Genomic DNA, 16,202 nt, shown 5'->3' with positions numbered 1-16,202 from the left:
TAAAACTGTACAAACAGCTTTTTCATTAAATATCACCGACACGCAACGCTAGCGTTTCTGTTCACCATCATTAACGCTATCAAAGCAGGGTTTACACCTGCTGACAACATTCATCACGGCGGAGCAGCGCATAATACCAGGCGCGGGCTTTCTGGAACGTAAGGGGTGTGCGCAAGAAAGGGCTCCAACTCATTAAGGTTTCTTATCGAATCAGAGCATTGCAGGCATAGGTTATTCGTTAGCGATATTAATGATTACGCCGTAATCCTATTATTAACGGATTAGTGGTAAAGCCGTGCGGGCATTTTCGCGCGTTACAATGCACTGAATAGGAACAGGTTTTTGTTTCGCTTTCTTTATTAAACGGGCACGCCATTTTATTTTTTATCTCTTCCCATAGCGCTTCCCGGTAGGGTGACACGTTATAGAGTGATATCTGGCTAAATTCTCCATTAATGAACACGCCGTTTTTCGTAGGGTGAATTCTGTCTCCCGGCACTAAATATATATCGCTTTCGTACCAGATAATTAATCTGATCAGTTTAAGGCCAACAATGCAGGAGTAAACAATGCCTGTATTAGGACAGATCACAGAACTTAAAACGCGCCATGCCATTATGCTTCCCTCAGGTTAGGATGATAAGTCTGTAATTTTGTTTAGCACGAGATTTCAAGTTAATCAATATCGTAACTTATTGATATTGATCGTTATTTTATTTGGGTATAGATTATTCCCTTTCATTTCAATGATATAATCCTCACGGAGGTGAGGGTTTTTTTTATGATTTTTTCTCACGGAAGGAGAGTGTCGGTTAAATTTTGATCGAGAAAAGGTTTTAACATTTCGGTGTAATCTTGAGGAATTGTCCGAACGTTTCATTGCCATTACGATGGAAAAACACATCGTAATGGCAATGCGCAAAATAATTAAATGGCGTCTCCCGGACGTTTCACTTTGGCTATCAGCTTTTCGGTAATCGACAGGCCTTCCGCGATACCCTCATCAATGACGGAAATACCGTGCTCGTCAATCAGTTCAAGGAGCGCTTCATAGGTCTGGATCAGTTCCAGAAGATTAAAGAGGGCTTTTTGGTCGTGCCGGGTAGGCAGCATTTGGCTGGCTGTGGTTTGATGAACAATCCATTCAAGGTTGGTTTTAATGTTATCTACATCATCGTAGCTATACATATTTCATGGGCTTAAATCCTCATATCAAGATTTTTTTGGAGAAGTACGGCTTGCAACGTCACTGTCAGAAGCGTGTCACTGCTTAGAAGCTCTGAAGGTTAAGAAGAACTGGGGCAAGCGGCAGAAGCGGTTCCTGGTTTATGTCGCTGCTGCTGGCATGTGCCCTGAAGAAGAAGGAGAAGTGCATACGTACAATTATGCAACATCTTGCTGTAATAGCAAGAAAAGTCTTATGCGCCGGGCACCATCAGGTTTCCCAGGCGTGCGGTGCAAACAGGTAGCCTTTGTTGCGCACGGTTTTAATGCGGTAGGGCTCAGTAGCGCTATCCAGCAGTTTCTTACGCAGACGTGAAATCGCCACGTCAACGCTGCGATCCATCCCGTCGTAACTGACGCCGCGCAAATTTTTCAGCAACGCGTCCCGGTCCATAATTTGCCCGGCATGGGTTGCCAGCTCCCACAGCAGGTCAAAATCTGCGGTTGAGAGTGCAATCAGCTCACCGGAAAGCGTAACCTGGCGGTTAACCGGGTCGATAGAAAGCGTGCCGAACCGCATCGCTTTATGCGGCGTTAAAGAAGGCGCAGGTGCTTCCCGTTCGGCGCTGGCGCGCTGGCGCAGATGCAGGCGTAAGCGGGCAAGCAGGACCGCCGGGGGCGTGGTTTTGAGGATGTAGTCATTAGCACCCATCTCAAGCGACAGAATATGATTCATATCGCTGTCCAGCGAGGTCAGCAGCACGATCGGGCCGTCCCACTTCGCGCGCAGATCCCGGCAGAGCGTCATGCCATCTTTTCCAGGCAGCATGATATCCAGCAGCACCAGATCCGGATTTTCGCGGGTGACGACGTCCTCAGCGCGATCGCCACGAGGCTCGACAACCACGTCCATATCATGTTTACCCAGATAAGCGGCGATCAATTGCCCCACTTCGGGTTCATCTTCAACATAAACAATCTTATTCATACAACGTCTGTTATCGCGAAAAACGTCAACATACACCGCGCAACCTTAACCTTCCATTAATCTTTCTCAATTAGCCGGAGTTCCGTTATGCTGCGTAACATTGTTATTTGATTGTTAAGGGAAAAGCATGGGGCTGGTGATAAAAGCCGCGCTGGGTGCGCTGGTGGTGTTACTGATTGGGGTGCTGGCTAAAACGAAGAACTATTACATTGCCGGGCTGATCCCGCTGTTCCCGACCTTTGCGTTAATCGCACACTATATCGTGGCCTCCGAGCGGGGTATTGAGGCGCTGCGCGCCACGATCGTCTTCGGGATGTGGTCAATCATCCCGTATTTTATCTATCTGCTGTCGCTGTGGTACTTCACCGGGTTTCTGCGTCTGCCCGTGGCGCTGGGCGGGGCGGTGGTCTGCTGGAGCCTCAGCGCCTGGGTGCTCATATTCTTCTGGAGCCGCTTTCACTAGCGCAGCGGACGACCACCGTCCACGGCAAACGTTCGGCCCGTGACGTAGCAGCTGGTCAACAGATAATCGATCAGGTCGATCACTTCTTTCTCGCCGGGCGCGATTTTCATCAGCGACTTGTTGAGCGCCTGCTGGCGATACTCGGCATCATCGCCCTCGTTGAACAAAATCATCGCCGGAGCAATCGCGTTGACCTTCACCTCGGGCGCCAGCTTGCGCGCAAACGAGCGGGTCATATTATCCAGGGCGGCTTTGCTGGCCGCGTAGGCGATGTGTTTGTCGCTTCCTCGCTCCACCACGTAATCGGTGAAATGGATAATGTCGCCTGCGGCATGGCCGTGTCCGCGCAGCAGATCCTGTAGGGCATGGTTGAGCAGATAAGGGGCGTTAACGTGGATCTGCATCATGCAGGCAAGCGTTTCGCTGAGCGAATGTCCGGCTTTTTCAGGGATCCAGGTGCTGGCGTTATGAATAATCGCCCGCAGCCCGTGGGTGGTGGATGTTACGTTTTCCGCAAAGGCGAGGATACCTTCATCCGTGGAGAAATCCGCCTGAATGCATACCGCCCCTGCATTTCGAAGCCCTTCAATGGAGGGGTACTCCGTTCGGTAACTGACGATAACCGGATGGCGAAGATTGAGAAAGTGATGGGCGAGGGCGAGGCCGATGCGACGGCCTGCGCCAGTGATCAATATTGGGCGTTGCTGCGAGTGTCCCATCGTAATCTCCTTTTCAGTTGAACAATGGGACAGGCGGCGCTATCCCATTAACATCCACGTTGCCGGCACGGCAGCGACTAACAGCAGACCTATCAACGCCATTTCGCGGCGTTTAAGGGCGTTATCAAGCTGATGCGTACGGCGAGCATAGATAAACACCAGCAGGCCCGGCGCGTAAAGCACCACAGACAGCAGCAGATGCATCGGGCCGGAAGCATACAACAACCATAGACCGTAAATACAGGCGCCGACGCCGACCGCATAGTGTGCCGGGCGGGACGCAATTTTTAACAGATATGCACCCACTAAGAAATAGGGTACCAGAATCATCTCGGAGGCGATGGTCAGCAGGGTGTTATAGTCCGAACCTGTGAGCCAGATCAGCACCAGACAAACCTGCACGCTGATGTTGGTGAGCCACAGCGAGGCCGATGGCGCGCTGTTTTTGTTCTGACGGGCAAAGAGGCGCGGGAACGCTTTATGCGTGGCGGCCAGGAACGGCACTTCCGCGGCCATAATGGTCCAGCTCAGGTATGCGCCGCAGACGGAGACGATTAAACCCGCCGCGATTATCACGTCACCCCAGGGGCCCATCATCTTCACCATCAGCCCGGCCATGGACGGATTACGCATTTCCGCCAGTTCAGGGCGGGCCACCACGCCGAGCGACAGCAGCGTCACCAGCAGATATACGCCCAACGCCGCCAGGACGGCCAGCAGCGTGGCGCGTCCCACGTCGCGCTTGTTGCGCGCGCGGGCAGAGACCACGACGGCCCCTTCAACACCGATGAACACCCACAGGGTGATCAGCATGGTATTTTTTACCTGTTCCCAGACGGGGACGCCCAGCGCAATGCCGCTGAAATCGAGCGTAAACACATCGAGACGGAAGGCAAGGAAGGCCAGCACGACGAACAGGCCAAGCGGTACCAGCTTGGCCAGCGTCGCCACCAGGTTGATGCTGGCCGCGGTCTGAACACCGCGCAAAATCAGCCAGTGGACGATCCACAGCAGCACCGAGGCGCCGACGATGGATTGCCAGGTATTGCCGTCACCAAACAGGCGCAGCTCGGGCGTATCGGTAAAGAAACTGAGCGCCGAGAAGACGATAACCAGATAGGAGACGTTGGCGATCACCGCACACAGCCAGTAACCCCAGGCGGAGCAGAAGCCAATCAGCTCGCCGAAACCTTCACGGGCGTAAGTGAATATCCCGCCGTCCAGATCCGGGCGAATACGGGTCAGCAGCAGCATGGCGAACGCCAGCAGCAAAATCCCGACACCGGTAATGCCCCAGCCAATCAGTAATGCGGCAGGGCTGGCAACGGCCGCCATGTTCTGCGGCAAACTGAATACACCCGCGCCCAGCATTGAGCTCAATACAAGTGCAGTTAAAGCACTCAGGCCAAGTTTCTTTTCCATTGGCTTCCTGTTATGAAAGGTCCAAACCCAGAATAATTATTTCGCTAAGGCGCATAAAAATGGTGGATCACACTAAGGCGCGGGATTTTACGGAGTGTGACGGATGCATGCAATGACGTGGGGCAGAAATCAGAAAAAAAGTAACAAAAAAGGCGGCAGTGTGCCGCCTTTGTGAAACCGTTTTGTTACTTGTACAGATCGGCGCTGATGGTCAGGTTGTTACCACGTTCCTGCCACTGGCGGGTGATGTGGTAGTACTTCGCGCCTTTCTTCGCGGCACGCTTCGCCACCTGATAGGAGATTTCCGTCATGTTGCCGTAGTTGCCCGTAAACTTGATGCTGTCGAACGGCACCATCTGCGCGGCGGTGGCTTTGTTCAGCTCTTCAATTTTCGTGCCGTCTGGCAACGTAACGGTATAACGGCCGCCTTTCGTGGATTGGGTTTCAAAGAAACGGCCCACTTCAGCGCTTGGTGCAGCAGACGTTGCTACGCCCGGGATTTCCACTTTCTTCGCTTCTTCACCGCCTTTCGCTAACGCAGCGCGACCGGCGTCTGAATCCGCTGGAATCGCATCCGGGCTTTGCACCACGCGTTTTTTCGCATCTTGCTTATAGATGAAGGCGGTGATGCGCTGGTTTCCACCCTGGTTGGCATCTACCTGACGCACGATGTAAAACGCGTAAGCGCCTTTTTCTCTCGCGGCTTTGGTGATGGCATCGTTAACTTCAGGCTGGCTGCGGTAGAAGCCCTGAACGGTAACGGTATCATACGGTTCCAGCTGAACGGCCTGATCTTTCGGCAGTTCAACAATGCCGTTAATCACGCGGTTTTTCTGTTCATCCGCTTTCGGGGCATTCTCTTTGTACAGCGCAACGGTCACGCGCTGGTTGCCGCTGTTGCCCTGATCGGACTGGTCAACAACGTAAAACGAGGCAGCGCCGTTTTTATCGGCGGCTTTTGATGCAGCGGCGACGGCATCGCCAATGGAGTTATAGCGACCCACAATGACCGTATGGTCAAAAGGTTTTAACGCTGCCGCTTGCTCCGGCGTTAACTCTGTCGCGGCATTCGCAGACAGGGCGGTCGCGGAAAGAAGTGCGGACGCCAGGAGTGTGTTCTTAAGCTTCATAAAAATAATCCTTCGCCTTGCGCAAACCATGTACTGGTGTTGTTGTTAATTTGAGACGGTCCCGATTATGGCATTTAACACCCGTCGCTGTCTGCGGCATTTTTCACAGCCTGTGCTCACCAAAGGATCTGATTCGATAACATTTAGTGATATGTGGAAAAAACAGACGTTTGACAAGCAAAACTGATAAAGCATATGACTTTTACAAGTTAATTCAATGTTAATGAGTTGTTCTTTTATGGCGCTATATCATGTTTTTACCGCTTCGCTTGCGCGATTTATCGGTCCTGAAGGCGAATTTAAGGTAAATATCTCTGTCAGTGACCCCGATCGCTTATTTTTCACAGATAAAGTAATAAATAGTGTTTTCTGGCGGTAGATCGCGGGCGCTATTTTCAGTAGGTTATAGAAAGTTTGTTACTGTTTTATTTTCCGGGGTTAATCATTCTCCGCCGCTATCACGCTGGCGAAAATTGATACAAACCGCGGGCTATTATCGACAAACCATCATCAAAAACCGATGGAAGGGAAAACTATGCGTATTGGGGTACCAAAAGAACGGTTAGCCAATGAAACCCGCGTAGCGGCAACACCGAAAACGGTGGAGCAACTGCTTAAGCTGGGTTTTACCGTCGCGATTGAAAGCGGCGCGGGCAAACTGGCGAGTTTCGATGACGAGGCCTTTATTCAGGCTGGCGCGGACGTCGTGGACGGTGCTGAAGTCTGGCAATCACCCATTATTCTGAAGGTCAATGCACCGGAAGAGAGTGAAATTGAACTGCTGAACGCGGGCACTACGCTGGTGAGCTTTGTCTGGCCAGCCCAAAACCCGGAGCTGATGGAGAAGCTGGCGGCACGCGGCGTCACCGTGATGGCAATGGACTCCGTGCCGCGTATTTCGCGCGCGCAGTCTCTGGATGCGCTGAGCTCTATGGCGAACATTGCCGGCTATCGCGCCATTGTCGAAGCTGCTCATGAGTTTGGTCGCTTCTTTACCGGTCAAATTACGGCGGCAGGTAAAGTACCACCCGCAAAAGTGATGGTGATTGGTGCCGGTGTGGCAGGTCTTGCCGCTATCGGGGCGGCAAACAGCCTGGGCGCTATCGTCCGCGCGTTTGACACCCGGCCGGAAGTGAAGGAGCAGGTGCAGAGTATGGGCGCCGAGTTCCTTGAGCTGGACTTCAAGGAAGAGGCGGGCAGCGGTGATGGTTACGCCAAGGTCATGTCTGAAGCCTTTATCAAAGCGGAGATGGCGCTTTTTGCAGCGCAGGCGAAGGAGGTGGACATTATTGTCACCACCGCGCTTATTCCGGGTAAACCTGCACCGAAGCTGATCACCCGTGTAATGGTAGACTCCATGCAGCCTGGTAGCGTGATTGTCGATCTGGCGGCGCAAAACGGCGGTAACTGTGAATATACCGTGCCAAATCAGGTGACGACGACCGCGAACGGCGTGAAGGTGATCGGCTATACCGATCTGCCGGGGCGTCTGCCAACCCAGTCCTCTCAACTGTACGGCACGAACCTCGTTAACCTGCTGAAACTGCTCTGTAAAGAGAAAGACGGCAACATCACCGTTGATTTTGATGATGTCGTGGTGCGCGGCGTGACCGTGGTGCGTGAAGGTGAAATCACCTGGCCTGCACCGCCGATTCAGGTTTCTGCTCAGCCTCAGGCTGCCCCGAAAGCGGCGCCGGAGCCCGTTGAGCCAGCAAAACCTGCGTCACCGTGGCGCAAATACGCCATCATGGCGCTGGTCATTATCCTGTTTGGCTGGCTGGCGGACGTCGCGCCAAAAGAGTTCCTTGGCCACTTCACCGTCTTCGCGCTCTCCTGCGTGGTCGGTTACTACGTAGTATGGAACGTCTCCCATGCGCTGCATACGCCGCTGATGTCGGTCACCAATGCCATCTCCGGGATTATCGTGGTTGGGGCATTGCTGCAAATTGGTCACGGCGGCTGGATCAGCTTCCTGAGCTTTATTGCGGTGCTGATCGCCAGCATCAATATTTTCGGTGGTTTCACCGTGACTCAGCGCATGCTGAAAATGTTTCGTAAAGGCTAAGGGGTAGCATATGTCTGGAGGATTAGTCACAGCCGCATACATTGTTGCTGCAATCCTGTTTATTTTCAGTCTGGCGGGGCTTTCCAAACACGAAACGTCTCAGCAGGGAAATAACTTTGGTATCGCCGGGATGGCGATTGCGCTGATTGCCACTATCTTCGGGCCGGACACCGGCAACGTGGCGTGGATCCTGGTGGCGATGATCATCGGCGGCGCGATTGGTATTCGTCTGGCGAAACGCGTTGAAATGACCGAGATGCCGGAGCTGGTTGCTATTCTGCACAGCTTCGTGGGTCTGGCTGCGGTGCTGGTGGGCTTCAACAGCTACCTGTACCACGAACCGGGCCTGGAGCCGATTCTGGTTAACATTCACCTGACCGAAGTGTTCCTCGGCATCTTCATCGGTGCAGTGACCTTCACCGGGTCGATTGTGGCGTTCGGCAAGCTGCGCGGTAAGATTTCGTCTAAGCCGCTGATGCTGCCTAACCGCCACAAGCTGAACCTGGCGGCGCTGGTCGTTTCTTTTGTGCTGCTGGTCGTCTTCGTGCGCACCGAAAGCGTAGGCTTGCAGGTGCTGGCGTTACTGGTGATGACCATTATCGCGCTGGCGTTCGGCTGGCATCTGGTGGCGTCTATCGGTGGGGCAGATATGCCGGTGGTCGTTTCCATGCTGAACTCCTACTCCGGTTGGGCAGCGGCGGCGGCAGGCTTTATGCTGAGCAACGACCTGCTGATTGTCACCGGTGCGCTGGTCGGTTCTTCCGGTGCGATCCTGTCCTACATCATGTGTAAGGCGATGAACCGTTCGTTCATCAGCGTCATCGCCGGTGGCTTCGGTTCTGACGGTTCTTCTACCGGCTCTGACGAAGAAGTGGGCGAACACAGAGAGATCAGCGCGGAAGACACCGCAGAGATGCTGAAAAACTCGCATTCCGTCATCATCACCCCGGGCTACGGCATGGCGGTGGCGCAGGCGCAGTATCCGGTGGCGGAAATCACGGAAAAACTGCGCGCGCGCGGTATCAAGGTGCGCTTTGGTATTCATCCGGTGGCGGGGCGTCTGCCAGGCCACATGAACGTGCTGCTGGCGGAAGCGAAGGTGCCTTACGACATCGTGCTGGAAATGGATGAGATCAACGATGATTTCGCCGACACCGACACCGTGCTGGTGATTGGCGCCAACGACACCGTTAACCCGGCGGCGCAGGACGATCCGCGCAGCCCGATTGCGGGCATGCCGGTTCTGGAAGTGTGGAAGGCGCAGAACGTCATTGTCTTCAAACGCTCTATGAATACCGGCTACGCTGGCGTGCAGAACCCGCTGTTCTTTAAAGAGAACACCCACATGCTGTTTGGCGACGCCAAGGCCAGCGTGGATGCGATTCTGAAATCGCTTTAATTTCGCTTCATCCTGCCAAACCGCCCCCAGGGGCGGTTTTCTTATTTCTGCGGTCAGCCATTTTCCTCTGTCTATACTTTACCCTTTGTGTAATACGAGGAGGTGTAATGCAATTTCTGTCCCGCTTCGACATCATCGCGCTGATGATGACGCCATCATTCTGGATTGGCGTCGCCACGGTGGTCATTGTGACGCTGCTGGTATACTGGCTGCTCACGCGCCTGATCGCCTTCGTGAAGAAAGGCATCACCACCTGGGGCGACAAGCATCCCACCACCAACCGGATGCGCTTTATCCTGACGGATATGCTTAACCGCACAAGTCGCGTCCTGCTGTTTGTCGTGGCGCTGTTGTTCAGCCTGCGCTTCGTTGACTTACCGGATCATCTCTTTGGCACCGTGAGCCACGCCTGGTTCCTGGTCTTCGCCATTCAGGTGGCGCTGTGGATGGATCAGGGGGTTGTGTCGTGGCTTCGTCACGTCATGCTGGCACCGGGAAGCCATAAAAACCCGGTTACGCTGGTGATCACGGGGCTCATCCTCCGTGCCATTGTCTGGTCAGTGATGCTGCTGTCTATTCTTGCTAACGCGGGCGTCAACATCACTGCTCTGGTTGCCAGCCTTGGGGTAGGGGGTATTGCAATCGCCCTCGCGGTGCAAACGATCCTGAGCGACGTGTTCGCCTCGCTCTCCATCGGTTTTGATAAGCCGTTCGAAATTGGCGATTTTGTGGTGTTTAACGATGTCGCCGGCACGGTCGAGCACATCGGTCTGAAAACCACCCGTATCCGCAGCCTGAGCGGGGAGCAGATTGTCTGCGGGAACGCCATCCTGCTGCAACAGACGCTGCATAACTATAAGCGGATGCAAACGCGCCGAATCGTCTTTACCTTCGGCGTCGCCAGCGACACGGCGCCGGATAAACTGCGTTCTGTGGGTGAGATGGTTAAACAGATCATTACCGACGTCGGGGAAACGAAGTTTGACCGCGCCCATTTCCTGGGCTTCGATCGCGATCGTCTGACCTTCGAGGTGGTTCATATCGTTAATACGGCGGATTACAACAAGTACATGGATATTCAGCAGGAAATCAACATCCGTATTCTGGAAGGGCTGAATCAGCAGGAGATTAAGCTGGCGCTGCCGAGCATGGTTCTTCACGCGCCCTGGATGGACGCGGGCGACGAGGCGCCCGCCCAGCGGTTGAGCGAAGCGTAATAAAAAAAGCCCGCCGTTACCGGCGGGCTTTCATTTTAGGTCAATCGTCTTCTTCATCGTCCAGTTCAACCGGCGTCTGATACTGATCCGGCTTAATAACCAGCAGGTCGCAGCGCAGATGGTCGATCACCTGCTCGGCGGTGTTCCCCAGAAACGCGGCAGAAATCCCGGTGCGGCCAATGGTGCCCAGCACCACAATACCGGCCTGCAAATGCTCTGCCAGGTCCGGAATAACCTCCTCCGGTAATCCTTTTTCTACGTGCGTCATGTTCTCATCGATGCTGAATTTCTGGCGCAACGCTTTCATTGCCAGCAGATGCTGGCCGCGAATCGCGTCGTTATACACGCTCGGGTCAAATTCAGGCAGCTCGATGGCGATATTGATTGGCGTAACCGGGTACGCTCCCACCAGATGGACTTCGGTGTGGTTAACCTGGTCGGCAAGCTGAAGGGTCTCCTTCACCAGCTTCTCGTTCAGCGAATTGTGATAATCCTCTTCGCTGGCCAGATTGACCGCCACGACCGCTTTCCCGCCTTCAGGCCACGGCTGATCTTTCACCATCCATACCGGGCAAGGGCATTTGCGCAGCAGGTGCCAGTCGGTCGGCGTGAAAATCACGGATTCCAGTTTGTCGTGCTGGTGCGCCATTTTCAGCAGCAGGTCATGCCCACCGGCCACCACTTCCTGAATAATGGCTTCGAAAGGGCGGTTGTGCCAGACCACTTTAATATCGATAGGTACGCCCGCTTCCAGGTAATATTTCGCCTGCTCGCGGATCCACGCGGTACGTTGGCTGATCACTCCCTGACGCATAGCGGTACGCTCGTCAGGCGACAGAAGGGTGGTCATCTCGTATGAGAAGTCATAAATCGGCAAAAAGGCTTTAATTTTGCCGCCAATCCGTTGATGTAAATACACAGCACGTCGTAATGCTGGCTGATCGTCCTGATTAGGATCGATAGCCACCAGCATGTTTTGATACTTTGCCATACAGGTCTCCTTACAACTGTCACCACAGTCTGTAAGTAAAAGAGTAACCTATATATCTTGAATGAAACAGGGGGGAAGTTTTTGCCAGATCAATAAATCATGAAAATTTATCGACCTGGCAACAGATATCCGGGAAGGTTATGCCACGTTACGGGAGTGACCGGCCAGAATCGCCAGCGCTTCACCGTTTTCGATGGTGATGTACTTACCTTTAACCGCCAGCATTCCGCTCTTCTGGAAACGACCCAGCAGACGACTGATGGTTTCCACGGTCAGGCCCAGATAGTTACCAATATCGCCACGCGTCATGGTCAGACGGAACTCGCGCGGAGAGAATCCGCGTTCCGCGAAACGGCGGGAGAGGTTGTAGATAAACGCGGCCAGACGCTCTTCCGCATTCTTTTTGGAAAGCAGCAGGATCATATCCTGGTCGCCTTTGATCTCACCGCTCATCAGACGCATCATCTGCTGGCGCAGGTTCGGCATCTTACCGGACAGATCGTCCAGCGTTTCAAACGGGATTTCGCAGACCATAGAGGTTTCCAGCGCCTGAGCAAAGCTCGGGTGATGGCCACTCCCGATGGCGTCAAAGCCGACTAAATCGCCTGCCAGATGGAAGCCGGTGATCTGCTCGTCGCCCTGTTCGGTGATAGTGTAGCTTTTGATGGTGCCAGAACGGATAGCATAGAGCGATTTCAGTTCGTCTCCCGCCTTAAACAGCGTCTGCCCTTTCTGAATAGGCTTTTTGCGCTCGATAATGTTGTCAAGCTGATCGAGTTCATGCTCATTCAGGGTAAACGGGATACAGAGCTGGCTGATGCTGCAATCCTGGCAATGGATAGCACAACCGCCAGACTGAATGCGTCGTATAATTCGCTTTTCCGGGATCATAGGTTTGCTCAAGCCTTAATTGATATTGGTCAATTTTAACATCTTTTTGGTAAGGACGTAAGCCTGGCAATCCTTCAATAAAGGCAAGAGAGGGCAGCGTATTGCCATCTCCTTGAAATTCCACAGATTGATTAAGGATTATTAGCCTAAGGGGAAGAAAAATAGGCACAAATAGCCTGGGAATTACAGCAGAAAATACCCTTCGTGACGCAGCAGCCACTCTTTGCGCTGAACGCCTCCGGCATAGCCGGTCAGGGTGCCGTTACGTCCAATCACGCGATGGCAAGGCACCACAATGCTGACGGGGTTAGATCCATTTGCCGCACCGACAGCGCGCGCCGCACCGGCACGGCCAAGCTGCTCTGCCAGCTGACCGTAGTGCATCACCTGCCCGCAGGGAATATTACGCAGCGCCTGCCACACCTCGCGCTGGAAAGTGGTGCCCGCCGTGGCGGTTGGCAGAGTATCAATGATGGCAAGATCGCCTTCGAAGTAGGCCGTAAGCTTTTCGCAAAGACCACCCGGGTTAACGGTATCTCTGCGCTGATAGCCTTCTTTTTGGTAATGAATGTCCAGCAGCGCTACCATACGGTCACTGTGTTCCTGCCACTCGACCGCGCGTAAGCGATACTGCTCATCACATATTACCCACAGAGGTCCCAGAGGCGTGGGAATCAATTCCTGTAACAGCGTAAGCATAAGAGATACCTGCAAAGCTAAAAACATTATCATGTCGGGAAATGTGCCGTTGTTCAAGATCCTGCCCTGGAACAAGAGGGGTAGATTTTTCAGATTATATTTAAGCGGGATCAGAATATTTTCTGAGAGCGGCACCCTATACTCTGCACGTTACTGTTGGGGATACCTTAAAACGTGCGTGCTTCTTTATTTATATTCATGCGATATATCTCTGTCGGCGTGGCGAACACGATTATTCATGCGCTGGTCTTCCTGTTAACCTGTTTTTTATTTTCATTTCCGCAAAGTCTCGCTAACGTTACGGCCTTCTTTTTTGCAGCATCGTTTAGCTTTGTGGTGAACGCCGTCTGGACCTTTAATAAAAAGCGGGCGTTGCATAAGTATCTTTTATTTATGGCCGTAATGTCCTGCCTGGCATGGTCTACGGGGAAAGTTTCGGAAATTGTTGATCTACCTGCGGTATTTACGCTGTGCCTTTTCTCCTTCATCAGCATGGTGTTAGGTTTTGTATTTTCTCGCTGTGTAATATTCAAGGATTGAATATGGTTATTTCTCTGGTTGTTCCCGTGTTTAATGAGGAGCAGGCCATACCGCTGTTTTTTAACGCGCTGCGGCGCGATCTGGACGGCGTAAATCATACGTTTGAGCTGATATTTGTCGACGATGGCAGTGGCGATAATACCGTCGCGGCTATCCGTAGCCAGGCCTTTTCTGGCCGCGTTCGCATCGTCGAGTTTAGCCGTAACTTTGGTAAAGAACCGGCATTGCTGGCGGGGCTGCGGGCGGCCACGGGTGACGCGGTGATCCCTATTGATGTGGATTTACAGGATCCCATTCATGTTATTCCTGCCCTTGTTGCACGCTGGCAGGATGGGTTCGATACCGTGCTTGCTCAGCGCATCGACCGTCGGTGCGATACCTGGCTGAAACGGCAAACGGCCCGGTGGTTTTACCGCGCGCACAATAAAATCAGCTCGCCGGGTATCGTCGAGAACGTCGGTGATTTCAGATTACTGTCGCGGGAAACCGTAAACGCCATCCTTCAGCTACCGGAAAGAACGCTGTTTATGAAGGGGCTGCTCTCATGGGCAGGGGGCAAAACGGCGGTCGTCACCTATACTCGTGAACCCCGTCAGGCTGGCGCCAGTAAATTTAACGGCTGGACGTTATGGAAACTGGCGGTGGAAGGCATCACCTCATTTTCTATTTTCCCCCTTCAGCTCTGGACCTACCTGGGCTTTTTCATCGCCAGCCTGTCGTTAACGTATGCGCTATGGATGATTATCGACAAACTTATCTGGGGAAATGATGTTCCCGGTTACCCCTCATTAATGGTTGCGATTTTATTTATCGGCGGCGTTCAGTTAATCAGCATCGGCGTGCTGGGCGAATATATAGGCAGAATATTTATTGAGGTGAAAGGGCGTCCGCGCTACATCCTCAAACAGGACAGCGAGGGCAGTGACGATGTTAAAAAATAATGCGGCCGTATTGGGTTTATTTGCGCTGTGCGCGTTTATCTATTTTTTCCCTGCGTTAACTCAGACCTATCTGTTTAACGACGATATTGGGCGAAATGCTGTTGGCTACGGGCTTTACGATGGCATCGGCTGGGGAGAGTACGCTGACAGCGGTCGACCGGCGGCGGAAATCGTTATCAGGCTGCTTTCGGGCTGGTTTGGCCGGCCGACAGATATCAACGCCGTCAACGTTGCGCCGTTGACCAAGCTTATCAGTGCGCTGTGCGTGGCGGTGACTGCCTGGGTCGTGTATATGAAGGTCATTAACCAACCTTCATGGAACGGTTTCCTGGTCTCCTTGACGGTTGTTTTTTCTCCCTGGTTTATTCACTGCATCCAGTACAGCTTCGATTCCGTGACCATGGGCGCGGCGCTTGTGCTCACGGTGCTGCCCTTTATGGGCGGCAGAGGCTGGCGCGGCTACGTGCTGTTTTTCGGCTGCTATTTTGCCTCTCTCTGCTTTTATCAGCTATTTCTGGTGGCGCCATTTTTGATAATTGCGGTGCTCTTGTTCAAGTCTTTCTTTGATACGGGATCGTTAAGTCACGATCTCCGGGAGCACTATGGCCGAGTGATGGTTGCGCTTCTTGCCGGGTTTGGCGCTTATAAGCTGTTTATTCTGCTCCTGCCATTGAGACCCTATGCCTTAATTCATAGCAAACTTCTGACGCTAAGCATTGTTTTTCCGGCGCAAATGTTCACCCGGCTGCGTAACCTGGCGGACATCTTTTTCTCGCCGTTTTATGGCACTGCCGGGGTGGTGCTGATTGGGCTGTTTCTGTGTTCACTGTGTGGCGTGGCTATGCGTGCCAGAGTCATCCAGCGCAGCGTCTGGCTCTGTCTGTCGCTCTTCTTACTTCTCAGCGGGCTTGGCCTGCTGATGGCACTGCTGCCTCAGGCATTGTTACGCGATCCGCTCTACGCCGGAAGGGCGATGGCGGGCAATCAGTTCGTCATGCTTATCTGGTTTTTCCCGCTGGTTTATCTGCGTAAAGCCGCCTTTAAATACCTTTGCACAGGCTGGATCCTTTTCTTTACCTTAATGGGAAGCCTCAACGCGGCGATTACCGGTGCTATTCGGGCGCAGTATGATTATGAAGATCGGCTGCTTGACGTTATTTTAAACTATCCTGTAAACAACACGCTGCCCACAAAAGTCTTTATAGTTCCACCTTATTATTCTATAAACCGCCTCTGGTTGCGCCAGGTGCGCAACGTGCGCGATAATTTCCCGTTCACAAAATATATTTTACATAACACGTATATGTTAAACTCCAGCATCTGGCCCACCCGCCAGGCACAGTTATATAATCGTGATGTCGAAATCAAAGTGGCAATAAACGTTAATGAATTTTGCGAATGGCCAAATAAGCTGGTCAGGAAGGAGTTTATCATGTACGCCAAAGATGACGTACGCTATGTTGATATAAATAAGACTACCTGCGATAAATCACATTAATTAAAAAAAACAGGGCCTGCCGACATCGTCAGGCCCATGAGTACACAGCAGTGCTTCCCTTCACAGATCCTACGC

The 16,202-nt window shown here is 52.8% G+C and carries 16 protein-coding genes; 7 read left to right on the top strand and 9 right to left on the bottom strand.

The genetic code is table 11. The features are described 5' to 3' along the window. Positions 1 to 247: 247 nt before the first annotated feature. From iraM to rstA, 3 genes are all read right to left on the bottom strand, one after another. Positions 248 to 616, bottom strand: a complete 369-nt coding sequence (gene iraM / locus IM267_RS01400) for an anti-adapter protein IraM (protein ID WP_074161062.1) — start codon at positions 614 to 616, stop codon at positions 248 to 250. 311 nt (positions 617 to 927) lie between these two features. Continuing rightward, positions 928 to 1,188 carry a hypothetical protein gene (locus tag IM267_RS01395; RefSeq protein WP_193032538.1) on the bottom strand — a complete coding sequence of 87 codons (261 nt, stop codon included), beginning with the start codon at positions 1,186 to 1,188 and terminating at the stop codon, positions 928 to 930. Positions 1,189 to 1,435: 247 nt separating this feature from the next. Further along, positions 1,436 to 2,152: a two-component system response regulator RstA gene (rstA, locus tag IM267_RS01390; RefSeq protein WP_063866862.1), complete on the bottom strand. Its 717-nt coding sequence runs from the start codon at positions 2,150 to 2,152 to the stop codon at positions 1,436 to 1,438. 127 nt (positions 2,153 to 2,279) lie between these two features. On the opposite strand from rstA, the gene IM267_RS01385 reads away from it, so the two are divergent. After that, positions 2,280 to 2,615, top strand: coding sequence for a GlpM family protein (locus IM267_RS01385; protein ID WP_063451511.1), 336 nt, complete (start codon positions 2,280 to 2,282; stop codon positions 2,613 to 2,615). Here the strand turns inward: IM267_RS01385 and folM are convergent. From folM to ydgH, 3 genes are all read right to left on the bottom strand, one after another. After that, positions 2,612 to 3,334, bottom strand: coding sequence for a dihydromonapterin reductase (folM, locus tag IM267_RS01380; protein WP_193032537.1), 723 nt, complete (start codon positions 3,332 to 3,334; stop codon positions 2,612 to 2,614). The two genes, IM267_RS01385 and folM, sit on opposite strands and share 4 nt — an antisense overlap. A gap of 39 nt (positions 3,335 to 3,373) precedes the next feature. After that, positions 3,374 to 4,756, bottom strand: a complete 1,383-nt coding sequence (locus IM267_RS01375) for an amino acid permease (protein ID WP_063866860.1) — start codon at positions 4,754 to 4,756, stop codon at positions 3,374 to 3,376. A 185-nt stretch (positions 4,757 to 4,941) separates the two neighbouring features. Further along, positions 4,942 to 5,886 (bottom strand): DUF1471 family protein YdgH, encoded by a 945-nt coding sequence (ydgH, locus tag IM267_RS01370; RefSeq protein WP_063451508.1) that lies wholly within the window; start codon positions 5,884 to 5,886, stop codon positions 4,942 to 4,944. Positions 5,887 to 6,421: 535 nt separating this feature from the next. On the opposite strand from ydgH, the gene pntA reads away from it, so the two are divergent. The 3 genes from pntA (at position 6,422) to IM267_RS01355 (ending at position 10,567) form a co-directional block, all read left to right on the top strand. Continuing rightward, positions 6,422 to 7,951 carry a Re/Si-specific NAD(P)(+) transhydrogenase subunit alpha gene (gene pntA / locus IM267_RS01365; protein ID WP_193032536.1) on the top strand — a complete coding sequence of 510 codons (1,530 nt, stop codon included), beginning with the start codon at positions 6,422 to 6,424 and terminating at the stop codon, positions 7,949 to 7,951. Positions 7,952 to 7,961: 10 nt separating this feature from the next. Continuing rightward, positions 7,962 to 9,350, top strand: coding sequence for a Re/Si-specific NAD(P)(+) transhydrogenase subunit beta (gene pntB, locus IM267_RS01360; protein WP_112793063.1), 1,389 nt, complete (start codon positions 7,962 to 7,964; stop codon positions 9,348 to 9,350). 107 nt (positions 9,351 to 9,457) lie between these two features. Beyond that, positions 9,458 to 10,567 (top strand): mechanosensitive ion channel family protein, encoded by a 1,110-nt coding sequence (locus tag IM267_RS01355; RefSeq protein WP_063866858.1) that lies wholly within the window; start codon positions 9,458 to 9,460, stop codon positions 10,565 to 10,567. Positions 10,568 to 10,607: 40 nt separating this feature from the next. Here IM267_RS01355 and uspE read toward each other — a convergent pair whose 3' ends face one another. The 3 genes from uspE to ogt form a co-directional block, all read right to left on the bottom strand. After that, positions 10,608 to 11,558, bottom strand: a complete 951-nt coding sequence (uspE, locus tag IM267_RS01350) for a universal stress protein UspE (RefSeq protein WP_003857535.1) — start codon at positions 11,556 to 11,558, stop codon at positions 10,608 to 10,610. Positions 11,559 to 11,696: 138 nt separating this feature from the next. Continuing rightward, positions 11,697 to 12,449, bottom strand: a complete 753-nt coding sequence (gene fnr, locus IM267_RS01345; RefSeq protein ID WP_000611906.1) for a fumarate/nitrate reduction transcriptional regulator Fnr — start codon at positions 12,447 to 12,449, stop codon at positions 11,697 to 11,699. 183 nt (positions 12,450 to 12,632) lie between these two features. Next, positions 12,633 to 13,148, bottom strand: a complete 516-nt coding sequence (gene ogt, locus IM267_RS01340; RefSeq protein WP_193032535.1) for a methylated-DNA--[protein]-cysteine S-methyltransferase — start codon at positions 13,146 to 13,148, stop codon at positions 12,633 to 12,635. A 174-nt stretch (positions 13,149 to 13,322) separates the two neighbouring features. On the opposite strand from ogt, the gene IM267_RS01335 reads away from it, so the two are divergent. The 3 genes from IM267_RS01335 to IM267_RS01325 are packed head-to-tail and all read left to right on the top strand — an operon-like array spanning position 13,323 to position 16,127. Continuing rightward, the gene (locus tag IM267_RS01335) at positions 13,323 to 13,688 is read left to right on the top strand and encodes a GtrA family protein (RefSeq protein ID WP_193032534.1); all 366 of its coding nucleotides are present in this window, start codon (positions 13,323 to 13,325) and stop codon (positions 13,686 to 13,688) included. A 2-nt stretch (positions 13,689 to 13,690) separates the two neighbouring features. Continuing rightward, positions 13,691 to 14,629, top strand: coding sequence for a glycosyltransferase family 2 protein (locus tag IM267_RS01330; RefSeq protein ID WP_193032533.1), 939 nt, complete (start codon positions 13,691 to 13,693; stop codon positions 14,627 to 14,629). Further along, positions 14,616 to 16,127 (top strand): glucosyltransferase domain-containing protein, encoded by a 1,512-nt coding sequence (locus tag IM267_RS01325; protein ID WP_193032532.1) that lies wholly within the window; start codon positions 14,616 to 14,618, stop codon positions 16,125 to 16,127. The genes IM267_RS01330 and IM267_RS01325 overlap by 14 nt, the downstream gene beginning before the upstream one ends. The last annotated feature ends 75 nt before the right edge of the window (positions 16,128 to 16,202 follow it).

This window comes from Enterobacter cloacae complex sp. P15RS (genome assembly GCF_014895905.1).
Taxonomy (GTDB): Bacteria; Pseudomonadota; Gammaproteobacteria; order Enterobacterales; family Enterobacteriaceae; genus Enterobacter; species Enterobacter quasihormaechei.
The sequence above is the reverse complement of the archived record's forward strand: the minus strand, read 5'-3'. Positions and strand labels throughout refer to the sequence as shown.

What these genes read in the sequence shown, in the direction of transcription:
- iraM (WP_074161062.1), bottom strand. Translation starts at nt 616, where the DNA reads ATGGCATGGCGCGTTTTAAGTTCTGTGATCTGTCCTAATACAGGCATT.
- IM267_RS01395 (WP_193032538.1), bottom strand. Translation starts at nt 1,188, where the DNA reads ATGTATAGCTACGATGATGTAGATAACATTAAAACCAACCTTGAATGG.
- rstA (WP_063866862.1), bottom strand. Translation starts at nt 2,152, where the DNA reads ATGAATAAGATTGTTTATGTTGAAGATGAACCCGAAGTGGGGCAATTG.
- IM267_RS01385 (WP_063451511.1), top strand. Translation starts at nt 2,280, where the DNA reads ATGGGGCTGGTGATAAAAGCCGCGCTGGGTGCGCTGGTGGTGTTACTG.
- folM (WP_193032537.1), bottom strand. Translation starts at nt 3,334, where the DNA reads ATGGGACACTCGCAGCAACGCCCAATATTGATCACTGGCGCAGGCCGT.
- IM267_RS01375 (WP_063866860.1), bottom strand. Translation starts at nt 4,756, where the DNA reads ATGGAAAAGAAACTTGGCCTGAGTGCTTTAACTGCACTTGTATTGAGC.
- ydgH (WP_063451508.1), bottom strand. Translation starts at nt 5,886, where the DNA reads ATGAAGCTTAAGAACACACTCCTGGCGTCCGCACTTCTTTCCGCGACC.
- pntA (WP_193032536.1), top strand. Translation starts at nt 6,422, where the DNA reads ATGCGTATTGGGGTACCAAAAGAACGGTTAGCCAATGAAACCCGCGTA.
- pntB (WP_112793063.1), top strand. Translation starts at nt 7,962, where the DNA reads ATGTCTGGAGGATTAGTCACAGCCGCATACATTGTTGCTGCAATCCTG.
- IM267_RS01355 (WP_063866858.1), top strand. Translation starts at nt 9,458, where the DNA reads ATGCAATTTCTGTCCCGCTTCGACATCATCGCGCTGATGATGACGCCA.
- uspE (WP_003857535.1), bottom strand. Translation starts at nt 11,558, where the DNA reads ATGGCAAAGTATCAAAACATGCTGGTGGCTATCGATCCTAATCAGGAC.
- fnr (WP_000611906.1), bottom strand. Translation starts at nt 12,449, where the DNA reads ATGATCCCGGAAAAGCGAATTATACGACGCATTCAGTCTGGCGGTTGT.
- ogt (WP_193032535.1), bottom strand. Translation starts at nt 13,148, where the DNA reads ATGCTTACGCTGTTACAGGAATTGATTCCCACGCCTCTGGGACCTCTG.
- IM267_RS01330 (WP_193032533.1), top strand. Translation starts at nt 13,691, where the DNA reads ATGGTTATTTCTCTGGTTGTTCCCGTGTTTAATGAGGAGCAGGCCATA.
- IM267_RS01325 (WP_193032532.1), top strand. Translation starts at nt 14,616, where the DNA reads ATGTTAAAAAATAATGCGGCCGTATTGGGTTTATTTGCGCTGTGCGCG.